The sequence below is a fragment of the Pseudomonas sp. GD03944 genome (genome assembly GCF_029839275.1).
Lineage (GTDB): Bacteria > Pseudomonadota > Gammaproteobacteria > Pseudomonadales > Pseudomonadaceae > Aquipseudomonas.
Map to the genome: position 1 here is coordinate 13,413 of NZ_JAOCAH010000003.1, position 14,213 is coordinate 27,625.

Here is a 14,213-nt window from a genome sequence, read left to right on the forward strand (position 1 = left end):
GGTCGGTCAAAGTGTGGAGCAACTCGGTCAGTCAGATATCCAGCACCAATCGGCGGCTCTTGCAGCCAGACACACAGACCATCATCGATCTGTTCGCCGCCCGTTCGGCTTTGGTCAGCACACCATCGCGGTGGTCGAGTTCGCCTTCCAGTACCGGTGTTTCACAGGAGCCGCACACCCCTTCACGGCAGCTGTATTCGATATCGCACCCTGCTTCGAGCAGCACATCCAGCAGGTTCACGCCAGGTTCGACAGCCAGTGTCTTGCCCGACCGGCTAAGCTCGACGCTGTAGCGGTCCAGGGCATCCGCCGAGGGCGGCAACTCGGCTGCGCTGAAACGCTCGATATGCGCATGCGCATAACCCAGGCGCTCACAGGCTCCTTCAAAGGCGTCGAGCATCGGTGTCGGCCCGCAGCAATAGAAGTGCGTATCGGTCGGCCGCCCCACCAGATACCCGGCCAGATTCGGCAGGGCATCTTTCTCGTCATTGAAGTGGTAGATCACCTTGCCGCCGCTCTCGGCGATTTCTTCCAGCAACGCTGCCTCGCGGCGGGAGCGGGCGCAGTAGATCAGCTCGACCGACCTGCCCAGCGCCAGCAATTGGCGAAACATGCAATAGATCGGCGTGATACCGATGCCGCCCGCCACCAGCACGCTGTTGCTGGCGTGGGTGTCGAGGGCGAAATTGTTACGTGGCTGGGAGATTTTCAGCTCGCTGCCCACCCGCAATTGCTCGTGAACGAAGCGCGAGCCGCCGCGGCTGTTGCGGTCGCGCAGGATGCCGACCACGTAACGGCCCTGGTCGCTCGGCGCGTTGAGCAGTGAGTAGCTGCGCACCAGGCCGTTGGCCAGGTGCAGGTCGATGTGGGAGCCGGCCTCGAACGGCGCGAACACGCTATCGCCCCAGGGGCGTAGCTCGACGCTGATGATCCCTTCGGCTTCATGGCGCAGGGTGTGCACCAGCGCGCTGACTACGGATGCGTTCGACATCGTCCACCTCATGGCAGTTGCTTGGCTTCGATCAGGGCCAATTGCTCCTTGGCCTTGCCCTTGAGGTAGCGGCGCAGGCGGACCACGCCCAGGTCATGCTGGTAGAGGTTCTCGCGCTGATTGGCGTCGAACTCCATGAACTCCAGCAGCACGCGGTCCTGCTCCAGCACCGCCCAGTGGCGTGCTTCGAGGCGGTTCTTGTAGAGGAAGCGCCAGGTGTCGCGCTGCCAGCCGGTCAGCGGTCGGGCGCGCCAGTGGAAGACTGCCGATAGCGCCCGGCTGCTCGGGGTGTAGCTGCCGATGATGGTGAAGTTGCCACCCGGGCCACCAGTCTTCGGGTAGGGTATTTCCAGGCGTAGCCAGTGGCAGCCGTTGTCGAGGAATTCGGTCCAGTCGAAGTTGACCCCGCGCTGGCCTTCTTTCTCGAAGAAGAAGCCTTGTGCGGTGTCACGGGTGATGAACCTGGCGGTGGCTTCGCCCTCGCTCATGGAGTGGGACATCTTGTGCAGGTAGGTGCCGTGCATGGGGTCCATGACGTTGTCGAGCACGTAGCGATAGTCGCCTTTCCACTCGGTGTAGCAGAGGAAGCTGCTCCACTCGGGGGAACTCAATTGCTCGGGCAATACCAGCTCCGGTGGTGTCTCCAGGTGCGGGTCGTCGGCATTGAACAGGAAGATCGCGCCAGCGGTCTCGCGGGTATGGAACATCCGCGTCGGGCGGCTGCCTTCGAGCTTGCAGCCGGGGCTGCCGGGGACCTTGGTCACCGTGCCGTCGCAGCGCACTTCGACGCCGTGGTACGGGCACTGCAGGCGGTCGCCCAGTACCGGGCCCTGCGACAGCGGCGCGCCGCGGTGCGGGCAATGGTCTTCCAGGGCGTGAACGCGACCATCGTTGTCGCGCCACAGGGCGATCTTGTAACCCAGGCGGCGAATCGAGACGGGTTTGTGGGTCAGCAGCGCCGATGGCAGCACCGGGAACCAGAGGTCTTTCAGGCCATTGGCCAGGTGGTGTTCAACAGGGTCGGCGGTCAGTTGCATATTCATCTTGTTATTCCTTGTGCCGGGTCATTCGCCCAGCCGGGCCATCAGGGTTTTATAGGCCTCCTCGGTCCACTCGCCGCTGGTCAGCGGGCAGGGCGGCCCGGCCAGGTTGAGGTGGGCGAGCAGCGCCGGCAGTTCGCTCACGCCGTTGCCGAATGCGCGTTCTATGGCGTCACCCAGCAGCTCTTCGAACTGGGTGTTGGGCCGCGTGCGAGCCTGATGGGGCTCGAGGAATCGTTCGCTGGTGCTCATGTCATTGACCTCCGTTGCGTATCCGTTCGCGGATCGTTTCGCGTACCGGAATAAAGGGGGGGGGTCGGGAAAACCTCAGTGCTGAACGGGGCCCCGCTCTGGTTGAGCTCGACCGGGGCTGGCGCGAGGCCCGGCGGCAGGCGCAGGGCCTCGCGCCATGAAGCCGGGCCATGCTTGAACCGTTCGGTGCTCAACAAGGCGCGGCTCATGCACAGACCGCGTTATTGGTGGGCACGGCCCAGGCGTCATAGCCGTAGACCCAGTCGGCGTTGCCGCCGTCCTTGAGCCACTGGTTGCCCCGCGAGCCGATCTGGATCTGGCTGGTGCGCTCAAGGCGCGCTTGCTGGTAAGCCTGCAAAGCCGCGGCAACGGATGCCGGGCTGTCGATGTCTTGCAGGTGGCGTGCAAGCACCACCGCGTCTTCGATGGCCTGGCCGGCACCCTGAGCCATGAACGGCATCATCGGGTGGCAGGCATCGCCCAGCAGGGTGATCCGCCCCTTGGACCAGAACGGTAGCGGGTCGCGCTCATACAGTGCCGTCTTGAGCACATCGCTGCAGGCATCGAGCAGGGCGCGGGCATCCGGGTGGAACCCTTGATAGTGGCTGCGCAACTCGTCGGCATCACCTGCGCTGGTCCAGGACTCTTCATGCCAGCTGTCTTGAGCCGTGGTGGCGAAGATGAAAATGTCTTTGCCCTGATTCAGCGGGAACGTGACGATCTGGCTTTGCGGGTTCGGTCCCCACCATTTGGTGAACGCCTGGATGTTCGGCACATGCGCGACCCGCTCGGTCGGAACCACCGCGCGGTAAGCCACCACACCGGTGAAACGCGGATGCTCTTCGCCAAACAGTGCGTTGCGCACCACCGAGTGGATACCGTCGGCGCCGATCAGTACATCGCAATGGTGCTGGCTGCCATCCCTGAAATGCAGGGTAATGCCGTCGTCAGCCTGTTCCACCCATTCGGCGCGCTTGGCGAACTGCACCTGCTGTCGCGGAAAAACGTCGGCCAGCGCCGCGAGCAGATCGGCACGGTGGATGGTCAGTTGCGGTGCGCCGTATTTCTGCTCAGCGGTGTCGGACATTTCCAGGCGCGAGGTTTCTTCGCCACTGTCCCACATCCGGCTGATGCGGTGGGTGGGCCGGGCGGCAGGGATCCGCACGGCGGGGCCGATACCCAGACCATCCAGCGCGCGCACCGCGTTGGGCGTGAGGTTGATGTCGGCGCCGACCCGCAGGAAGGCTCTGGACTGCTCGAATACGGTGACCTGGTGCCCGGCTCGTTGCAAGGCAATGGCAGCCGTCAAACCACCGATGCCTGCACCGGCGATTGCAATATTCAGGGAATGCATGGGTAACTCCTGCTCAAGGTTTCGGCTTGTCGGTGAGGAATTTGCCTTGGGGGGCGTCGACGTGCTGTTGGCGCCGGGTGTTGCCATCGATGCCGCCGGCGATCGCCCATTCGGCGAACACCGTCGGGCCGGGTTCGAACTCGCGCGGCTGCCATTCGCCGGTCAGCTGGTCTTCGTCGGCGTAGTACTCGACCAGAGCACCGGCCGGGTTCTTGAAGTACCAGAAGAACGCCGACGACACCGGATGACGGCCGGGACCGATTTCGGTGGCCCAGCCGCAGCGCGAGATGTGCATGCCGCCGCCGAACACTTCATGCAGGTCGCGCACGGTAAACGCCACGTGGTTGAGCCCGGCGCGTGGCGCTGGAAGCTGAAGCATGAACAGGTCGTGGTGGCCGCCTTCCTCGGCGGTCCGCAGAAAGGCACCGCGGTTGGGGTAGCGGTCCGAGGCCTGGAAGCCGAAGCGTTCGTGGTAGAAGGCCTCGCAGGCGTTGACGTCCTTGACGAAAAACACCACGTGGCCGACTTCGATCGGCGCGGCACGGTCATAGACCGGTGCCGGTTTGTTGATCCGGCCCTTGCTCTGCCAGGTGTTGTGGCCGCTGCACTCGATGTCCAGCGTGCACTTGCGGGTCACTTGCAGGCGGATCGCCAGGCCGTTGGGGTCGGTGCAACCAATGCGGCCATTGCCTTCGACAAAGCCTGGGTCGTTGGCAATGCGCTGGCTGTACAGCTCCAGGTCTGCCTCACTTTCGACGCCCCAGACCACCTCGCGGACGGTCGAGCCAGGCTCGATGGCGGGTGGGAGTCCTGGTTTGTCGAGGGCGGCGAGTACAACGCGGCAGCCATTGAGGGTCTCGAAGATCACCTCGTCGGGCTGCTCGCTGACCTTGTTCAGCCCCCAGTCGGAGAAGAAGTGCGCGCAGGTGGCCAGGTCCTCCACGCCATAGGTGATTTCGTCGATGCCCAGTACGCTCATTGCTCTGTCTCCACGCCGGCCCAGGCCAGCGGTTGTTGGTTCATGCCCCAGTAGAGGCTCTTCTGTTCCATGTACTGCAGAATGCCCAGGCGACCCTTCTCGCGGCCCAGCCCGCTGTCACGCCAGCCGCCGAACGGGGTCGAGATGGAAAACTGCTTGTAGGTGTTGATCCACACCGTGCCGGCCTGCAGCTTGCGGCCCAGCGTCCAGGCGCGTTTGTAGTCGCGGCTCCAGATTCCGGCGGCAAGGGCATACAGGCTGTCGTTGGCCTGCTCGATGAGTGCGTCTTCACCGTCGAAGGGCAGGGCCACCAGCACCGGGCCGAAGATTTCTTCCTGGCATACCTGCTGGTGATTACCCAGGCCTTCGAGGATGGTCGGCGGGTAGAAGTGGCCCTGGTCGAACAGACCGCCGCTGGGGCGTTCGCCGCCCAGGCGCAGGCGGCCACCTTCGGCCAGGCCGAGGGCAACATAACGCTCCACCGACTCGCGGTGGCTGGCGCTGATCAGTGGGCCCATCTGGGTGCGTTCGTCTGCCGGATCGCCCAGGCGCAATTGCGCTGCGGCAGCGGTCAGGCGGGTCATGAACGGCTCATACAGGGCGCGTGCGATGAACAGCCTGGAGCCGGCGATGCAGGCTTCGCCCGAGGAACTGAAGATGCCGTACAGCACGCCGGCCACCGCATGATCGAGATCGGCATCTTCGAGGACGATGGTCGGCGATTTGCCTCCCAGCTCCAGCGATACCGGCATCATCTTGTCGGCAGCAATGTGAGCGATGTGCTTGCCGGTGCGGGTACCGCCAGTGAACGACACGCGCTTGACCAGCGGGTGGCGAGTCAGTGCATCACCCAGCAGCGAGCCCTTGCCCGGCAGTACGCTGATCAGCCCTTTGGGCAGGCCGGCGTCTTCGCAGATCTGCGCCAGTTGCAGGGCCAGCAGAGGCGTGATCTCCGCAGGTTTGATCACCACCGCGTTGCCACCGGCCAGGGCCGGCGCGACTTTTTGCGCTTCGCTGGCGATCGGCGAGTTCCAGGGGGTGATCGCCGCGACCACCCCCATGGGCTCGTAAACGCTCATGCTGATGAAGTCACCCCGTGACGGAGTGATGGTTTCTTCCAGCGTTTCGCAGGCGGCGGCGAAGAACTGGAAGGTGCCTGCGGCACTGGCAACCAGGGCGCGGGTTTCGTTGATCGGCTTGCCGTTGTCCTGGCGTTGCAGCTGCGCCAGCTCCTCGGCACGTTCGCGAATCAGCCCGGCGATGCGGTACAGCACCGTTGCGCGCTCGTGCGGCTTGCGTTGTGCCCAGCCGCTGTGCAGGAAGGCCTGGTGCGCACCCTGCACGGCGGCTTCGACATCCTCCAGGCTGGCGGCATTGAGCCAGGCGACGGGCTCGCCGGTCGCCGGGTAGTGGGTGGCGTAGCGCTCACCGCCACCCAGACGCCAGGTGCCGGCGATGCATATGGGTAAGCTCTGTTCCACAGTCATGGGCAGTCCCCTAGATGGAAATGGCATGTGCGTGGTTGCCCAGGGCGCGGACCACGCTGTAGACGGTCAATGCCGAGGTCTTCGGATTGGCCGGCAGCGGCTTGCCGCGCAGGCTCATTTCGAAGCCGCCGAAGGCGCCACGTGCTTGAAACTGATGCACGTTGTCTTCGCTCAGCGGGTCGGCGATCAGCGTTACCCAGGTTCGGTCCAGGCCCAGGCCGGCGAGCGACAGGGTGGCGGCAACATTGGCGTTCTTCGGGTACAGCCGTGCCGCTTCCCGGGCGCTGCCTTCGAAGATCACGGTTGGCTCGTTGAGGCTGTCCAGATCGCACACCTGTTCGGCCAGGGTGTTCTTCCAGGCTCGTGCCGGCTTGCGACCGATGTAGTCGACCGAATCGAGGCCGCCGACCTTGGCCGCCGACAGCGCATCGATGCCACCGATGGCCCCGGGCAGCAGTTCGATGCGGGTGTTGCCGCGTGCGGCTGCCGCTTCCAGGCGTTCGACCAGGCCGGCCTCGGACAACGCGCCGACAGAGACAATCAGGCACGCGATGCCGCGTTCCAGCGCCGGCAGTACGTGTTCTTCGATGGCCTTGTGGCCGGCGCACTCGACCAGCAGGTCGGGGTGCGCATCGGTGGGCAGGGCGGTGAGCACCTGAGGGGGCTGACGAAAACGGGCCATGCGCTGGCGCACCAGGTCTTCGGAGCCGGCCGAGGCGATCACCGCGTCGACGCACAACTGCGGGTCTTGCTCCAGCAATTCGAGTACGCCGACGCCAATGGCGCCGCAGCCGATCATGGTGATATGCAACATGATGGGGTCCTCAGGCCGTGGCCTTCTGTGCCTTGGTTTCGCTGTTGGGAGGGCCGGCGAACTGAGTGGCGAAACCACCGACGCTGAGCATGTCGACTTCCAGCAGGAACGGGCCTGGCTCGCCGAGGGCGCCATCGAGCACCGCGCCGAAATCATTCAGGTCGCTGACCAGGCCATGGCGCAGGCCAAGTGACTCGGCGAGCTTGCCGTAGTCCGGGGTGTGCAGCTCGACGTAGGCGTGACGGGCGCCGTAGATGGCATCCTGGATGTTGCGGATCACCCCGTAGCGTTGGTCGTTCATCAGGAAAATGACCACGTTGGCCTTTTCCTGGACCAGGGTTGCCAATTCGCCGAGGTTGAGGATGAAACCACCGTCGCCAGCCAGGACGAACACCTTGCGTCCCGGTGCGGTTTCCGCTGCCGCGACCCCGGCGCCAATGCCCATCGCCAGGCCCTGACCGATACCGCCACCAAGGGCGTGTACACCGGAGAGCGGGTGGTAGAGGTTGAGCAGGCGATTACCCCAGATGCTGTTGGACAGCGTCACGTCGCGTACCCAGGTGAAGTCGCGCCCGGTTTGCCCCTGCAACTGTTCGACCATCGCCGAGTACGGGCCCAGGTCGGCGATCAGTTGTTTGCGGGCCTGTTCACGCACGGCCTTGAGCTCGGGCAGGAAGTTTGGATCGAGGTTCAGACGGCCTTGCAGGCGGTCGGCCAGGCCATCTAGGGCTTGCGCGGCGTCGCCGCAGATGAACAGGTCGCTGGGGTAGCTTCGCCCCTCGATCGCCGGATTGACGTCGATGCGCAAGGTGGTGGGTGGCAGCTTCAGGGCGTATTTGAAGGTCTCGTTGCTGCGCAGGCGTGAGCCGGCTACCACCAGGGCATCGCAGGTCTGCAGGAAATCTTCGACCCGTTTGTTCTGCGAGAACGCCCCCAGGCAGCGCTCGTCGTCTTCGTTGACCACCCCCCGGCCCTGGGTCGAGGTGATCACGCCAACGCCCATGTCCAGCAGGCGTTTGACCTGCGCACCGGCATGGCGCGCGCCGCCACCGAGCCAGAGCAACGGGCGTGTGGCGCTGGCCAGGCGTTCGGCGACCAGGTCGAGTGCTTCGGCGGCAGGCGCGGCGATCGGGATCGGCAGCGGTGACAGGTCGCTGGGCATGGGGATGTAGGCTGACTGGATGTCGATCGGGATTTCCACGCTGACCGGGCCGGTGGGCGCGGTCAGGGCAGTCTGCACGGCGAGTTTCAAGGTGCTTAGCGCGGTCTCGACGCTGCGCACGCGGAATGCCGCCTTGGAGACCGCCTTGAGCATGGTCAACTGGTCGCGGGCTTCGTGTATGTAGGCCAGCTCCTGGTCGAGGTACGGCGTTTCGATCTGACCAGTGATGTGCAGCAGGGGAGTGCCGGCGGTCAGCGCCTCGACCATCGCCCCGGCGGCGTTGCCGGCGGCCGTGCCGGTGGAGGTCAGGCACACGCCCAGGCCACCCGTGCTGCGGGCGTAGGCATCGGCCATGTTGGTCGCCCCGGCTTCGCCGCGGGCCATGACGAACCGGATGTTGCCGCGCACGGCGAAGGCATCGAGGATCGGCATGTTGTGGATCGAGATCACACCGAAGGCAGCCTTGACCTCGCATTGTTCGAGAAACGCGGTGATGACGGCACCGACGGTGACAGTGTTTTCGTTACGCATGGCGGGACAGGCCTCCGGATACATCGATATGACTGCCAGTGGTGTAGGCCGACAGGGGCGAGGCGAGGAACAGGATCGCCTGCGCCGCTTCCTTCGGCAGGCCCAGGCGGCCCAGGGGAATTTGTTTGCGTTGCGCCAGCTGCGCGGTCCATTGCGACCAGTTCTGCTCGCGTTCTTCGCGGGCCTCGAAGCGGCGCCGCCATTGGCCGGATTCGACCAGGCCGATGAGGATGCCGTTGACCCGGATGTTCTGTTCGGCGAACTCGAACGCCATCGAGCGCACCAGGTTTTTAACCCCGGCCCGGGCGGCCGAGGTGGCAACCATATGCGGCTCCGGCTGGCAGGCCAGCAGCGAGTTGACGCAGACGATCGAGGCGTTCGGTTGGCTCTGCAGTTGGCTCATGAAGGCGCGCACCGGGTTGATCACCGAGAAGAACTTCAGCTGCAGTTCGTCGCTCCAGGCCTCGTCGGTGGTATTGGCAAAGGTCGATACACGGCCTTGACCGGCATTGTTGACCAGCACCTGGGCCGGACCGAGCGCGGCCAGGCTGGCGGCGGCGAAGGCACGGACCGAATCGGCATCGAGCACGTCGCACACCTGGGCCCACAAAGCCGCTTCGGGAAAGCGCTCGCGCAGCCGCGTTTCGGCGTTACGCAGGCGCTCTTCATTGCGCCCGCAAAAAGCCACCCGGGCGCCGGCTTCCAGCAGCAGCTCGACGCAGGCATAGCCGATACCGGACGAGCCACCGGTGACGATTACCGTGCTGTCGTGAAGTTGGTAGGGGTTCATCTCAGTCCCTCATCAGCGCTGTGACGCGCCCATGGCCGGCGTTGGGGGTGTAGTCGAGCAACTGCGACAGCTCAGCAGCGCTGTTGCGTACCTGGTTGAGCAGATTGACGAAGTTGATGTGGCCGATCTGCACGGTGGGGATGGTCAGGCCGAGGGCAGCGACCACGTGGCCACTGGCATCGCGTACCGGGGCGGCGATGGACGAGATGGTCGACTCGAAGAAGCCTTCACCGCTGACGTAGCCGCGCAGGCGGTCAGCCTGTACCAGATCGAACAGTTCCAGCACGGTTTTCGGGGTGCAGTGCGAGTGCTGTTCCAGGTGTTCTTCCGGGTACAGCTCCCGCAGCTCGGTCAGGCTCAGGTCAGTCAGCAGAATCCGCCCCAGCACCGTGGCGTGAGCGGGGAGTCGGGTGCCGACGGTCACCGCGCTGGAAAACACCGATGGCGGTGAAACCTTGGCCACGTAAACGATCGAGCGACCGTCGCGCACCACCAGGTTGCTCGGGTAGTTCAAGTGGTCGCACAGACGCGCCAGCAGCGGCTGGCCCAGTTCGGTCAACTCTAGCGACGCCAGGTATTCGAAGCCCAGGCGCAGGACCGACATGCCCAGACGGTACTCATTGCCGCTGCGGGTGACGAACCCCATGGTTTCCAGCGTCGTCAGCAGGCGAAAGATGGTGGAACGTGGCAGGGACAGGCGCCGAGCCAGTTCGGGAGCGGTGAGGGTGCGGTTCTGCCGGCTGAATTCGCAGAGCAGCAGAAGACCGCGCTCCAGGCCGGGGACGATGTATTTGTCCTGATGTTCTTTCAACGAGTCGGTGTCGTTCATCGTGTTCCACCTGCGAAAGAGGCGTCCAGTGCCAGGGCCAGGCGCCCGGTCACCTCGTCGGGTTGTTCGATGGCGCAGGCATGGCCTGCACCGGCAATCAGGCTGAACGGTGCATCGAATGCGCTGGCCAGGGCCTGGCAGGCTTCGGCGCGGGTGATGCTGTCGGCGCTGCCGCAGTGCACCTCGCACGGCACGTTCAACGGGCTGTAGCGCAGCAGGTCGTCGCCGCAGAGCAATTCGATGGCCTGGCGGTAGCCTTGGGGCAGCAGGCGTGCCATGTTCCATTGCGCCCAGTGCAGGGCTGTCGCACTGGCAGCAGCGGACACCAGGTGCACGCTGCGCTCGCGAGCAATCTGCGCGATGCCATGTTGTTCCAGGGCACTCAGGCGTGCGGCGCGTACCGCCTGACCCTGCTCGCTGAGGTCGGAGGCGCCATAGCCACGTGCCGGGCTCAGCAGGACCAGGCGACTGACCCGATCCGGATGAGCCTGCGCAAAGGCTGCTGCCGGGAGTGCGCCCAGGGAGTGGCCGACCAACACGCAGCATTCGATGGCCAGGGCATCGAGCAGCTGCCCCAGGCGCCTGGCGTAGTCACCGGCCTTGGGCATGGGCAGCGCAAGGGGTGTGGAGCGGCCATAGCCGGGGGCGTCCCAGGCGATCACACGGGCCCGATCGCTCAGGGCCATGGCCACCTGCAGCCAGGACGCGGCACCGGAGCCGATGCCATGTAGCAGCACGATAGCCGCGCCACGACCTGCTTCACGCAACCCCTGCTGGCCCTCGCCGATGCGCACCGTGCGCTCGGCGAAGCTTTGCTGGAGCTGCTCCTGCAGCGGCGCGAGGGGATTTTCGATGACCGTGGTCATTGGCTCATCCGCGCTTGATGGTGGCCAGCGGGTGCGCTGGCGGATAGGTGGGTGTCACCGGCTTCTTGGCACCGAGCATCACGCACATCAGCGCGTCTTCATCGCCAATGTTGATCTCCTCGCGGTAGACCCCAGGCGGCACGGAAATCAGGTCACGGTCGGTAAGGATGGTCTCGAAGCGCTCGCCGTCCTTTTCGATGATGACCTTGAGCTTGCCGCGCAAGACGAAGAACACCTCTTCGACGTCGGTGTGCAGGTGCGGTGGGCCTTCATGGCCGGCGGGAATGACCATGGTCGAGAAGGTGAAGTGCTCGGACGGAATGGTGTTCATGTCGTTGCTCACGCCCGTGCCCCCCGTACCCACGTAACGCATCTGCGCACGGCGGAACTTGGGGTCGTAGTCAGCCTGGAATTTCAACGCGTTCCAGTCGTAGCGGCGCGTCTCGTAGCGGGCGATACGGGACTGCATCCAGCTGGCCAGGTCCGCGCCGGCGGGGCGGTCCCAGGATTTCGGGGCATCGTGTTGTTGGGAAAGGTCGGTCATGGTGTTCTCCTTGCTCAGGGCATGACGAACCCGCCGTTGACCGGCAGGGTTTGTCCAGTGATGAAGCGCGACAGGTCGGACAGGGCGAACAGCACCGCGCCATTGACGTCATCGGGCAGTTGCGGGCGCTGGATGGCCCGTTGTTCGGTGTACAGCCGGTGGCGGGCCTCGGGGACGTAGGCGGTGGCCTCCACCCGCACCAGGCCGGGTGCGACGGCGTTGACGGTAATGTTGGCGTTGCCCAGTTCACGGGCCAGGCTGCGGGTCATGGCGATCAACGCGCCTTTGCTGGCGACGTAGGCCAAGAGGTTCGGCGCGCCCCACAGCGGGGTATCGGAAGCCAGGTTGATGACCGCACCACGGCCGCTTTCGCGCAGGGCCGGGAGGGCGGCACGGGTCATCAGCCAGGTGCCGCGTACGTTGACGTGCATGACCCGATCCCACGTCTCGATGTCCAGCTCTTCGCAGCTTTTACCGCCGGAGTTGGTGATCGACGCGTTGTTGACCAGGCCATCGAGCCCGCCCAGCCGCTTGACGGTGCGTTCCAGGCAGGTGTCGATGGACACCGGGTTGGCCAGGTCCAGCGCCACACCGCTGACATCCAGGCCAAGCTCGCTCAGTTCGCAGGCAGCCTGCTGCACCCGGCCAGCGAGCACGTCGGCGATCACCACCCGGGCACCGGCCTCGGCGATGGCCTGGGCGAAGCTGTAGCCCAGGCCGCCAGCACCGCCGGTGACCAGCACGCGGCGGCCTTCGAGCAGATTCTTGAAGGCGGTCATCATTGCGTGCTCAGCATGGCTTTGGGGAGGTAGTGGAGAACGCGCTTCTCCGCCCAGACCACCGCGCCATAGGCCAGTACGCCGATGACGGTGAGCATGACGATGGCAACGAACACGCCGGCGGTGTTGCCCTGACCTTCGGAATGCACCAGCAGGAAGCCCAGGCCCTGGTTGCCACCGACCAGTTCGCCGACGGTCACCCCGATTACCGCCAGGGTCGACGCGATGCGCAGACCGGAGAACAGAGCGGCCATGGCCGACGGAAATTCCACCAGGCGGAAGATCTGCCAGCGGCTGGCGTTCATGGTCCGCACGAGGTTGATCATGTCCGGATCAACCGTGCGGATGGCCGAGAGCACGTTGATCATCACCGGGAAGAAGACGATCAGGATGGCGATGAGAATCTTCGGGTAGATGGTGTAGCCCAGCCACATGACGAACAGCGGGGCGAAGGCCACCTTGGGCGCTATCTGCAAGGCCAGGATGTACGGCGAGAGGATGGCCTCGGCCGCTGGTGAAAGCCCTAGCGAGACGCCAATCGCCACGCCGAGCAGCGCCCCCAGGGCGAAGCCGACGATGATCTCGAAGGCGGTGATCAGGGTGTGCTGCAGCAGATTGCCGGACTGCCACATCAGCAGGCCTTCCTGGGTGACGCGGCTGAGCGGCGGCATGACGAACTCGGGCATGCCGAACAGGCCGGGGCCCCATTGCCAGAGCAGCAGAAAGAGAACCAGCAGGGCGATGCTGCCGAGCATGGACGTGTTGAGGTTTCTCATCGGGCATTTACCTCGGAGGCGGTGACGGGGCTGTTCCGGGCTATGAACTGGTTGCTGTAGAGCTCGTCGAGCGCCGGTTCGCGGGTCACGATGCCTTCGCTGACATAGAACGTGCGCACCGCATCCAGGCGGGCCGGGTCGATACGGCCGAGCACGGGCTGTCCGGCGTAGACGTACTCGATGTACAGGCGCATGGTCCGCTCCAGCAGGTCTTCCTTGCCGGCGTAGGTCGGGACCGCGCGGGCGAAGCTCGCGGCGGCGGCTTCGGGGTCTTCGATGATGTCCTGCAGGCCGCGCAGGGTGGCGTGGACCACGCCCCGGACGATCTGCGGGTGGTTTTCGATGGCGTCGTCGGAGGCAAGGATGGCCTGGGCCATGCTTTCGAAGACCTGTTCACGGGGGATCAGGTCGTAGGTGACCCCGGCCTCTTCGGCATTCACCACCCAGTCCGGCACGCCGGCCATGGCCTGGGCCTTGTTCGCCGAAAACAGCTGCCAGACACCCGATGGCCCGGCGGCCTGGATATCGACGTCGTTCTTGCCCAGGCCGGCCTTGCGCAGCGAGGCGAGCAGGGCGTAGTAGGTGGTGTCGGAGTAGGACATCACGGTCAGGGTCTTGCCCTTGAGCTCGCTGATCGAGCGGATGTTCTCGCCGGCATTGGTGGCGATCATGGTCACGCCACCGCCGCCGAGTATGGCCACTGCACGCACCGGAATGCCGTTCGGGCGAACGATGATCGGTGTGTCACCGATGGCGCCGCCGATCAGGGCGTTACCCGCACCGATCTGCTTGGCCACATCGACACCGCCCTTGGCCGCGATGAATTTCAGGTCCAGGCCCTCGGCCTCGTAGTAGCCCTTTTCCTTGGCCAGAACCCACGGCGCGAAGGCCGGCAGGCTGGGTGGAGCGGGCAACAGGTAGGTGACCTTGGTCAGCTCGGCGTGAGCAGGGGCGGTCAGGCTGAGCGCAATGGCGGCCAGCGCCGTATGAGCCACGCGCTTGATAGAGGTGGTGAGCAT

15 protein-coding genes are annotated in these 14,213 nt (G+C 65.1%); all 15 read right to left on the minus strand.

Annotated features, from left to right (window positions below; translation table 11 throughout):
- Positions 1 to 31: 31 nt before the first annotated feature.
- The 15 genes from N5C28_RS06090 to N5C28_RS06160 all read right to left on the minus strand — a co-directional run bounded on the left by N5C28_RS06090 (position 32) and on the right by N5C28_RS06160 (position 14,213).
- The gene (locus N5C28_RS06090) at positions 32 to 991 is read right to left on the minus strand and encodes a PDR/VanB family oxidoreductase (protein ID WP_279821091.1); all 960 of its coding nucleotides are present in this window, start codon (positions 989 to 991) and stop codon (positions 32 to 34) included.
- An 8-nt stretch (positions 992 to 999) separates the two neighbouring features.
- The gene (locus N5C28_RS06095; RefSeq protein ID WP_279821092.1) at positions 1,000 to 2,034 is read right to left on the minus strand and encodes an aromatic ring-hydroxylating dioxygenase subunit alpha; all 1,035 of its coding nucleotides are present in this window, start codon (positions 2,032 to 2,034) and stop codon (positions 1,000 to 1,002) included.
- Between the two features lie 21 nt (positions 2,035 to 2,055).
- Complete coding sequence (locus N5C28_RS06100) at positions 2,056 to 2,283, minus strand: recombinase-like helix-turn-helix domain-containing protein (protein WP_279821093.1); 228 nt, start codon at positions 2,281 to 2,283, stop codon at positions 2,056 to 2,058.
- A gap of 205 nt (positions 2,284 to 2,488) precedes the next feature.
- Positions 2,489 to 3,637 (minus strand): FAD-dependent monooxygenase, encoded by a 1,149-nt coding sequence (locus tag N5C28_RS06105; RefSeq protein ID WP_279821094.1) that lies wholly within the window; start codon positions 3,635 to 3,637, stop codon positions 2,489 to 2,491.
- 13 nt (positions 3,638 to 3,650) lie between these two features.
- Positions 3,651 to 4,616 (minus strand): VOC family protein, encoded by a 966-nt coding sequence (locus N5C28_RS06110; protein WP_279821095.1) that lies wholly within the window; start codon positions 4,614 to 4,616, stop codon positions 3,651 to 3,653.
- Positions 4,613 to 6,103, minus strand: a complete 1,491-nt coding sequence (locus tag N5C28_RS06115; protein ID WP_279821096.1) for an aldehyde dehydrogenase — start codon at positions 6,101 to 6,103, stop codon at positions 4,613 to 4,615. The genes N5C28_RS06110 and N5C28_RS06115 overlap by 4 nt, the downstream gene beginning before the upstream one ends.
- Positions 6,104 to 6,113: 10 nt before the next feature.
- Positions 6,114 to 6,917, minus strand: coding sequence for an aspartate dehydrogenase (locus N5C28_RS06120; RefSeq protein WP_279821097.1), 804 nt, complete (start codon positions 6,915 to 6,917; stop codon positions 6,114 to 6,116).
- Between the two features lie 10 nt (positions 6,918 to 6,927).
- On the minus strand, positions 6,928 to 8,610 hold the full coding sequence (locus N5C28_RS06125; protein ID WP_279821098.1) for a thiamine pyrophosphate-binding protein: 1,683 nt from the start codon (positions 8,608 to 8,610) through the stop codon (positions 6,928 to 6,930).
- On the minus strand, positions 8,603 to 9,400 hold the full coding sequence (locus tag N5C28_RS06130) for an SDR family oxidoreductase (RefSeq protein WP_279821099.1): 798 nt from the start codon (positions 9,398 to 9,400) through the stop codon (positions 8,603 to 8,605). Before N5C28_RS06130 ends, N5C28_RS06125 begins: the two co-directional genes overlap by 8 nt.
- Position 9,401: 1 nt before the next feature.
- Positions 9,402 to 10,229, minus strand: a complete 828-nt coding sequence (locus tag N5C28_RS06135; RefSeq protein WP_279821100.1) for an IclR family transcriptional regulator — start codon at positions 10,227 to 10,229, stop codon at positions 9,402 to 9,404.
- Complete coding sequence (locus N5C28_RS06140; protein WP_279821101.1) at positions 10,226 to 11,095, minus strand: alpha/beta hydrolase; 870 nt, start codon at positions 11,093 to 11,095, stop codon at positions 10,226 to 10,228. The genes N5C28_RS06135 and N5C28_RS06140 overlap by 4 nt, the downstream gene beginning before the upstream one ends.
- A gap of 4 nt (positions 11,096 to 11,099) precedes the next feature.
- Entirely contained in the window at positions 11,100 to 11,639 is a 540-nt protein-coding gene (locus N5C28_RS06145; RefSeq protein ID WP_279821102.1) for a cupin domain-containing protein, read from the minus strand.
- Positions 11,640 to 11,653: 14 nt separating this feature from the next.
- On the minus strand, positions 11,654 to 12,418 hold the full coding sequence (locus tag N5C28_RS06150; protein WP_279821537.1) for an SDR family oxidoreductase: 765 nt from the start codon (positions 12,416 to 12,418) through the stop codon (positions 11,654 to 11,656).
- Positions 12,418 to 13,194: an ABC transporter permease gene (locus N5C28_RS06155; protein ID WP_279821103.1), complete on the minus strand. Its 777-nt coding sequence runs from the start codon at positions 13,192 to 13,194 to the stop codon at positions 12,418 to 12,420. The genes N5C28_RS06150 and N5C28_RS06155 overlap by 1 nt, the downstream gene beginning before the upstream one ends.
- Positions 13,191 to 14,213 carry an ABC transporter substrate-binding protein gene (locus N5C28_RS06160; RefSeq protein ID WP_279821104.1) on the minus strand — a complete coding sequence of 341 codons (1,023 nt, stop codon included), beginning with the start codon at positions 14,211 to 14,213 and terminating at the stop codon, positions 13,191 to 13,193. Before N5C28_RS06160 ends, N5C28_RS06155 begins: the two co-directional genes overlap by 4 nt.

What these genes read in the sequence shown, in the direction of transcription:
- N5C28_RS06130 (WP_279821099.1), bottom strand. Translation starts at nt 9,400, where the DNA reads ATGAACCCCTACCAACTTCACGACAGCACGGTAATCGTCACCGGTGGC.
- N5C28_RS06100 (WP_279821093.1), bottom strand. Translation starts at nt 2,283, where the DNA reads ATGAGCACCAGCGAACGATTCCTCGAGCCCCATCAGGCTCGCACGCGG.
- N5C28_RS06115 (WP_279821096.1), bottom strand. Translation starts at nt 6,103, where the DNA reads ATGACTGTGGAACAGAGCTTACCCATATGCATCGCCGGCACCTGGCGT.
- N5C28_RS06140 (WP_279821101.1), bottom strand. Translation starts at nt 11,095, where the DNA reads ATGACCACGGTCATCGAAAATCCCCTCGCGCCGCTGCAGGAGCAGCTC.
- N5C28_RS06160 (WP_279821104.1), bottom strand. Translation starts at nt 14,213, where the DNA reads ATGCTCACCACCTCTATCAAGCGCGTGGCTCATACGGCGCTGGCCGCC.
- N5C28_RS06090 (WP_279821091.1), bottom strand. Translation starts at nt 991, where the DNA reads ATGTCGAACGCATCCGTAGTCAGCGCGCTGGTGCACACCCTGCGCCAT.
- N5C28_RS06120 (WP_279821097.1), bottom strand. Translation starts at nt 6,917, where the DNA reads ATGTTGCATATCACCATGATCGGCTGCGGCGCCATTGGCGTCGGCGTA.
- N5C28_RS06145 (WP_279821102.1), bottom strand. Translation starts at nt 11,639, where the DNA reads ATGACCGACCTTTCCCAACAACACGATGCCCCGAAATCCTGGGACCGC.
- N5C28_RS06125 (WP_279821098.1), bottom strand. Translation starts at nt 8,610, where the DNA reads ATGCGTAACGAAAACACTGTCACCGTCGGTGCCGTCATCACCGCGTTT.
- N5C28_RS06095 (WP_279821092.1), bottom strand. Translation starts at nt 2,034, where the DNA reads ATGAATATGCAACTGACCGCCGACCCTGTTGAACACCACCTGGCCAAT.
- N5C28_RS06155 (WP_279821103.1), bottom strand. Translation starts at nt 13,194, where the DNA reads ATGAGAAACCTCAACACGTCCATGCTCGGCAGCATCGCCCTGCTGGTT.
- N5C28_RS06110 (WP_279821095.1), bottom strand. Translation starts at nt 4,616, where the DNA reads ATGAGCGTACTGGGCATCGACGAAATCACCTATGGCGTGGAGGACCTG.
- N5C28_RS06150 (WP_279821537.1), bottom strand. Translation starts at nt 12,418, where the DNA reads ATGACCGCCTTCAAGAATCTGCTCGAAGGCCGCCGCGTGCTGGTCACC.
- N5C28_RS06105 (WP_279821094.1), bottom strand. Translation starts at nt 3,637, where the DNA reads ATGCATTCCCTGAATATTGCAATCGCCGGTGCAGGCATCGGTGGTTTG.
- N5C28_RS06135 (WP_279821100.1), bottom strand. Translation starts at nt 10,229, where the DNA reads ATGAACGACACCGACTCGTTGAAAGAACATCAGGACAAATACATCGTC.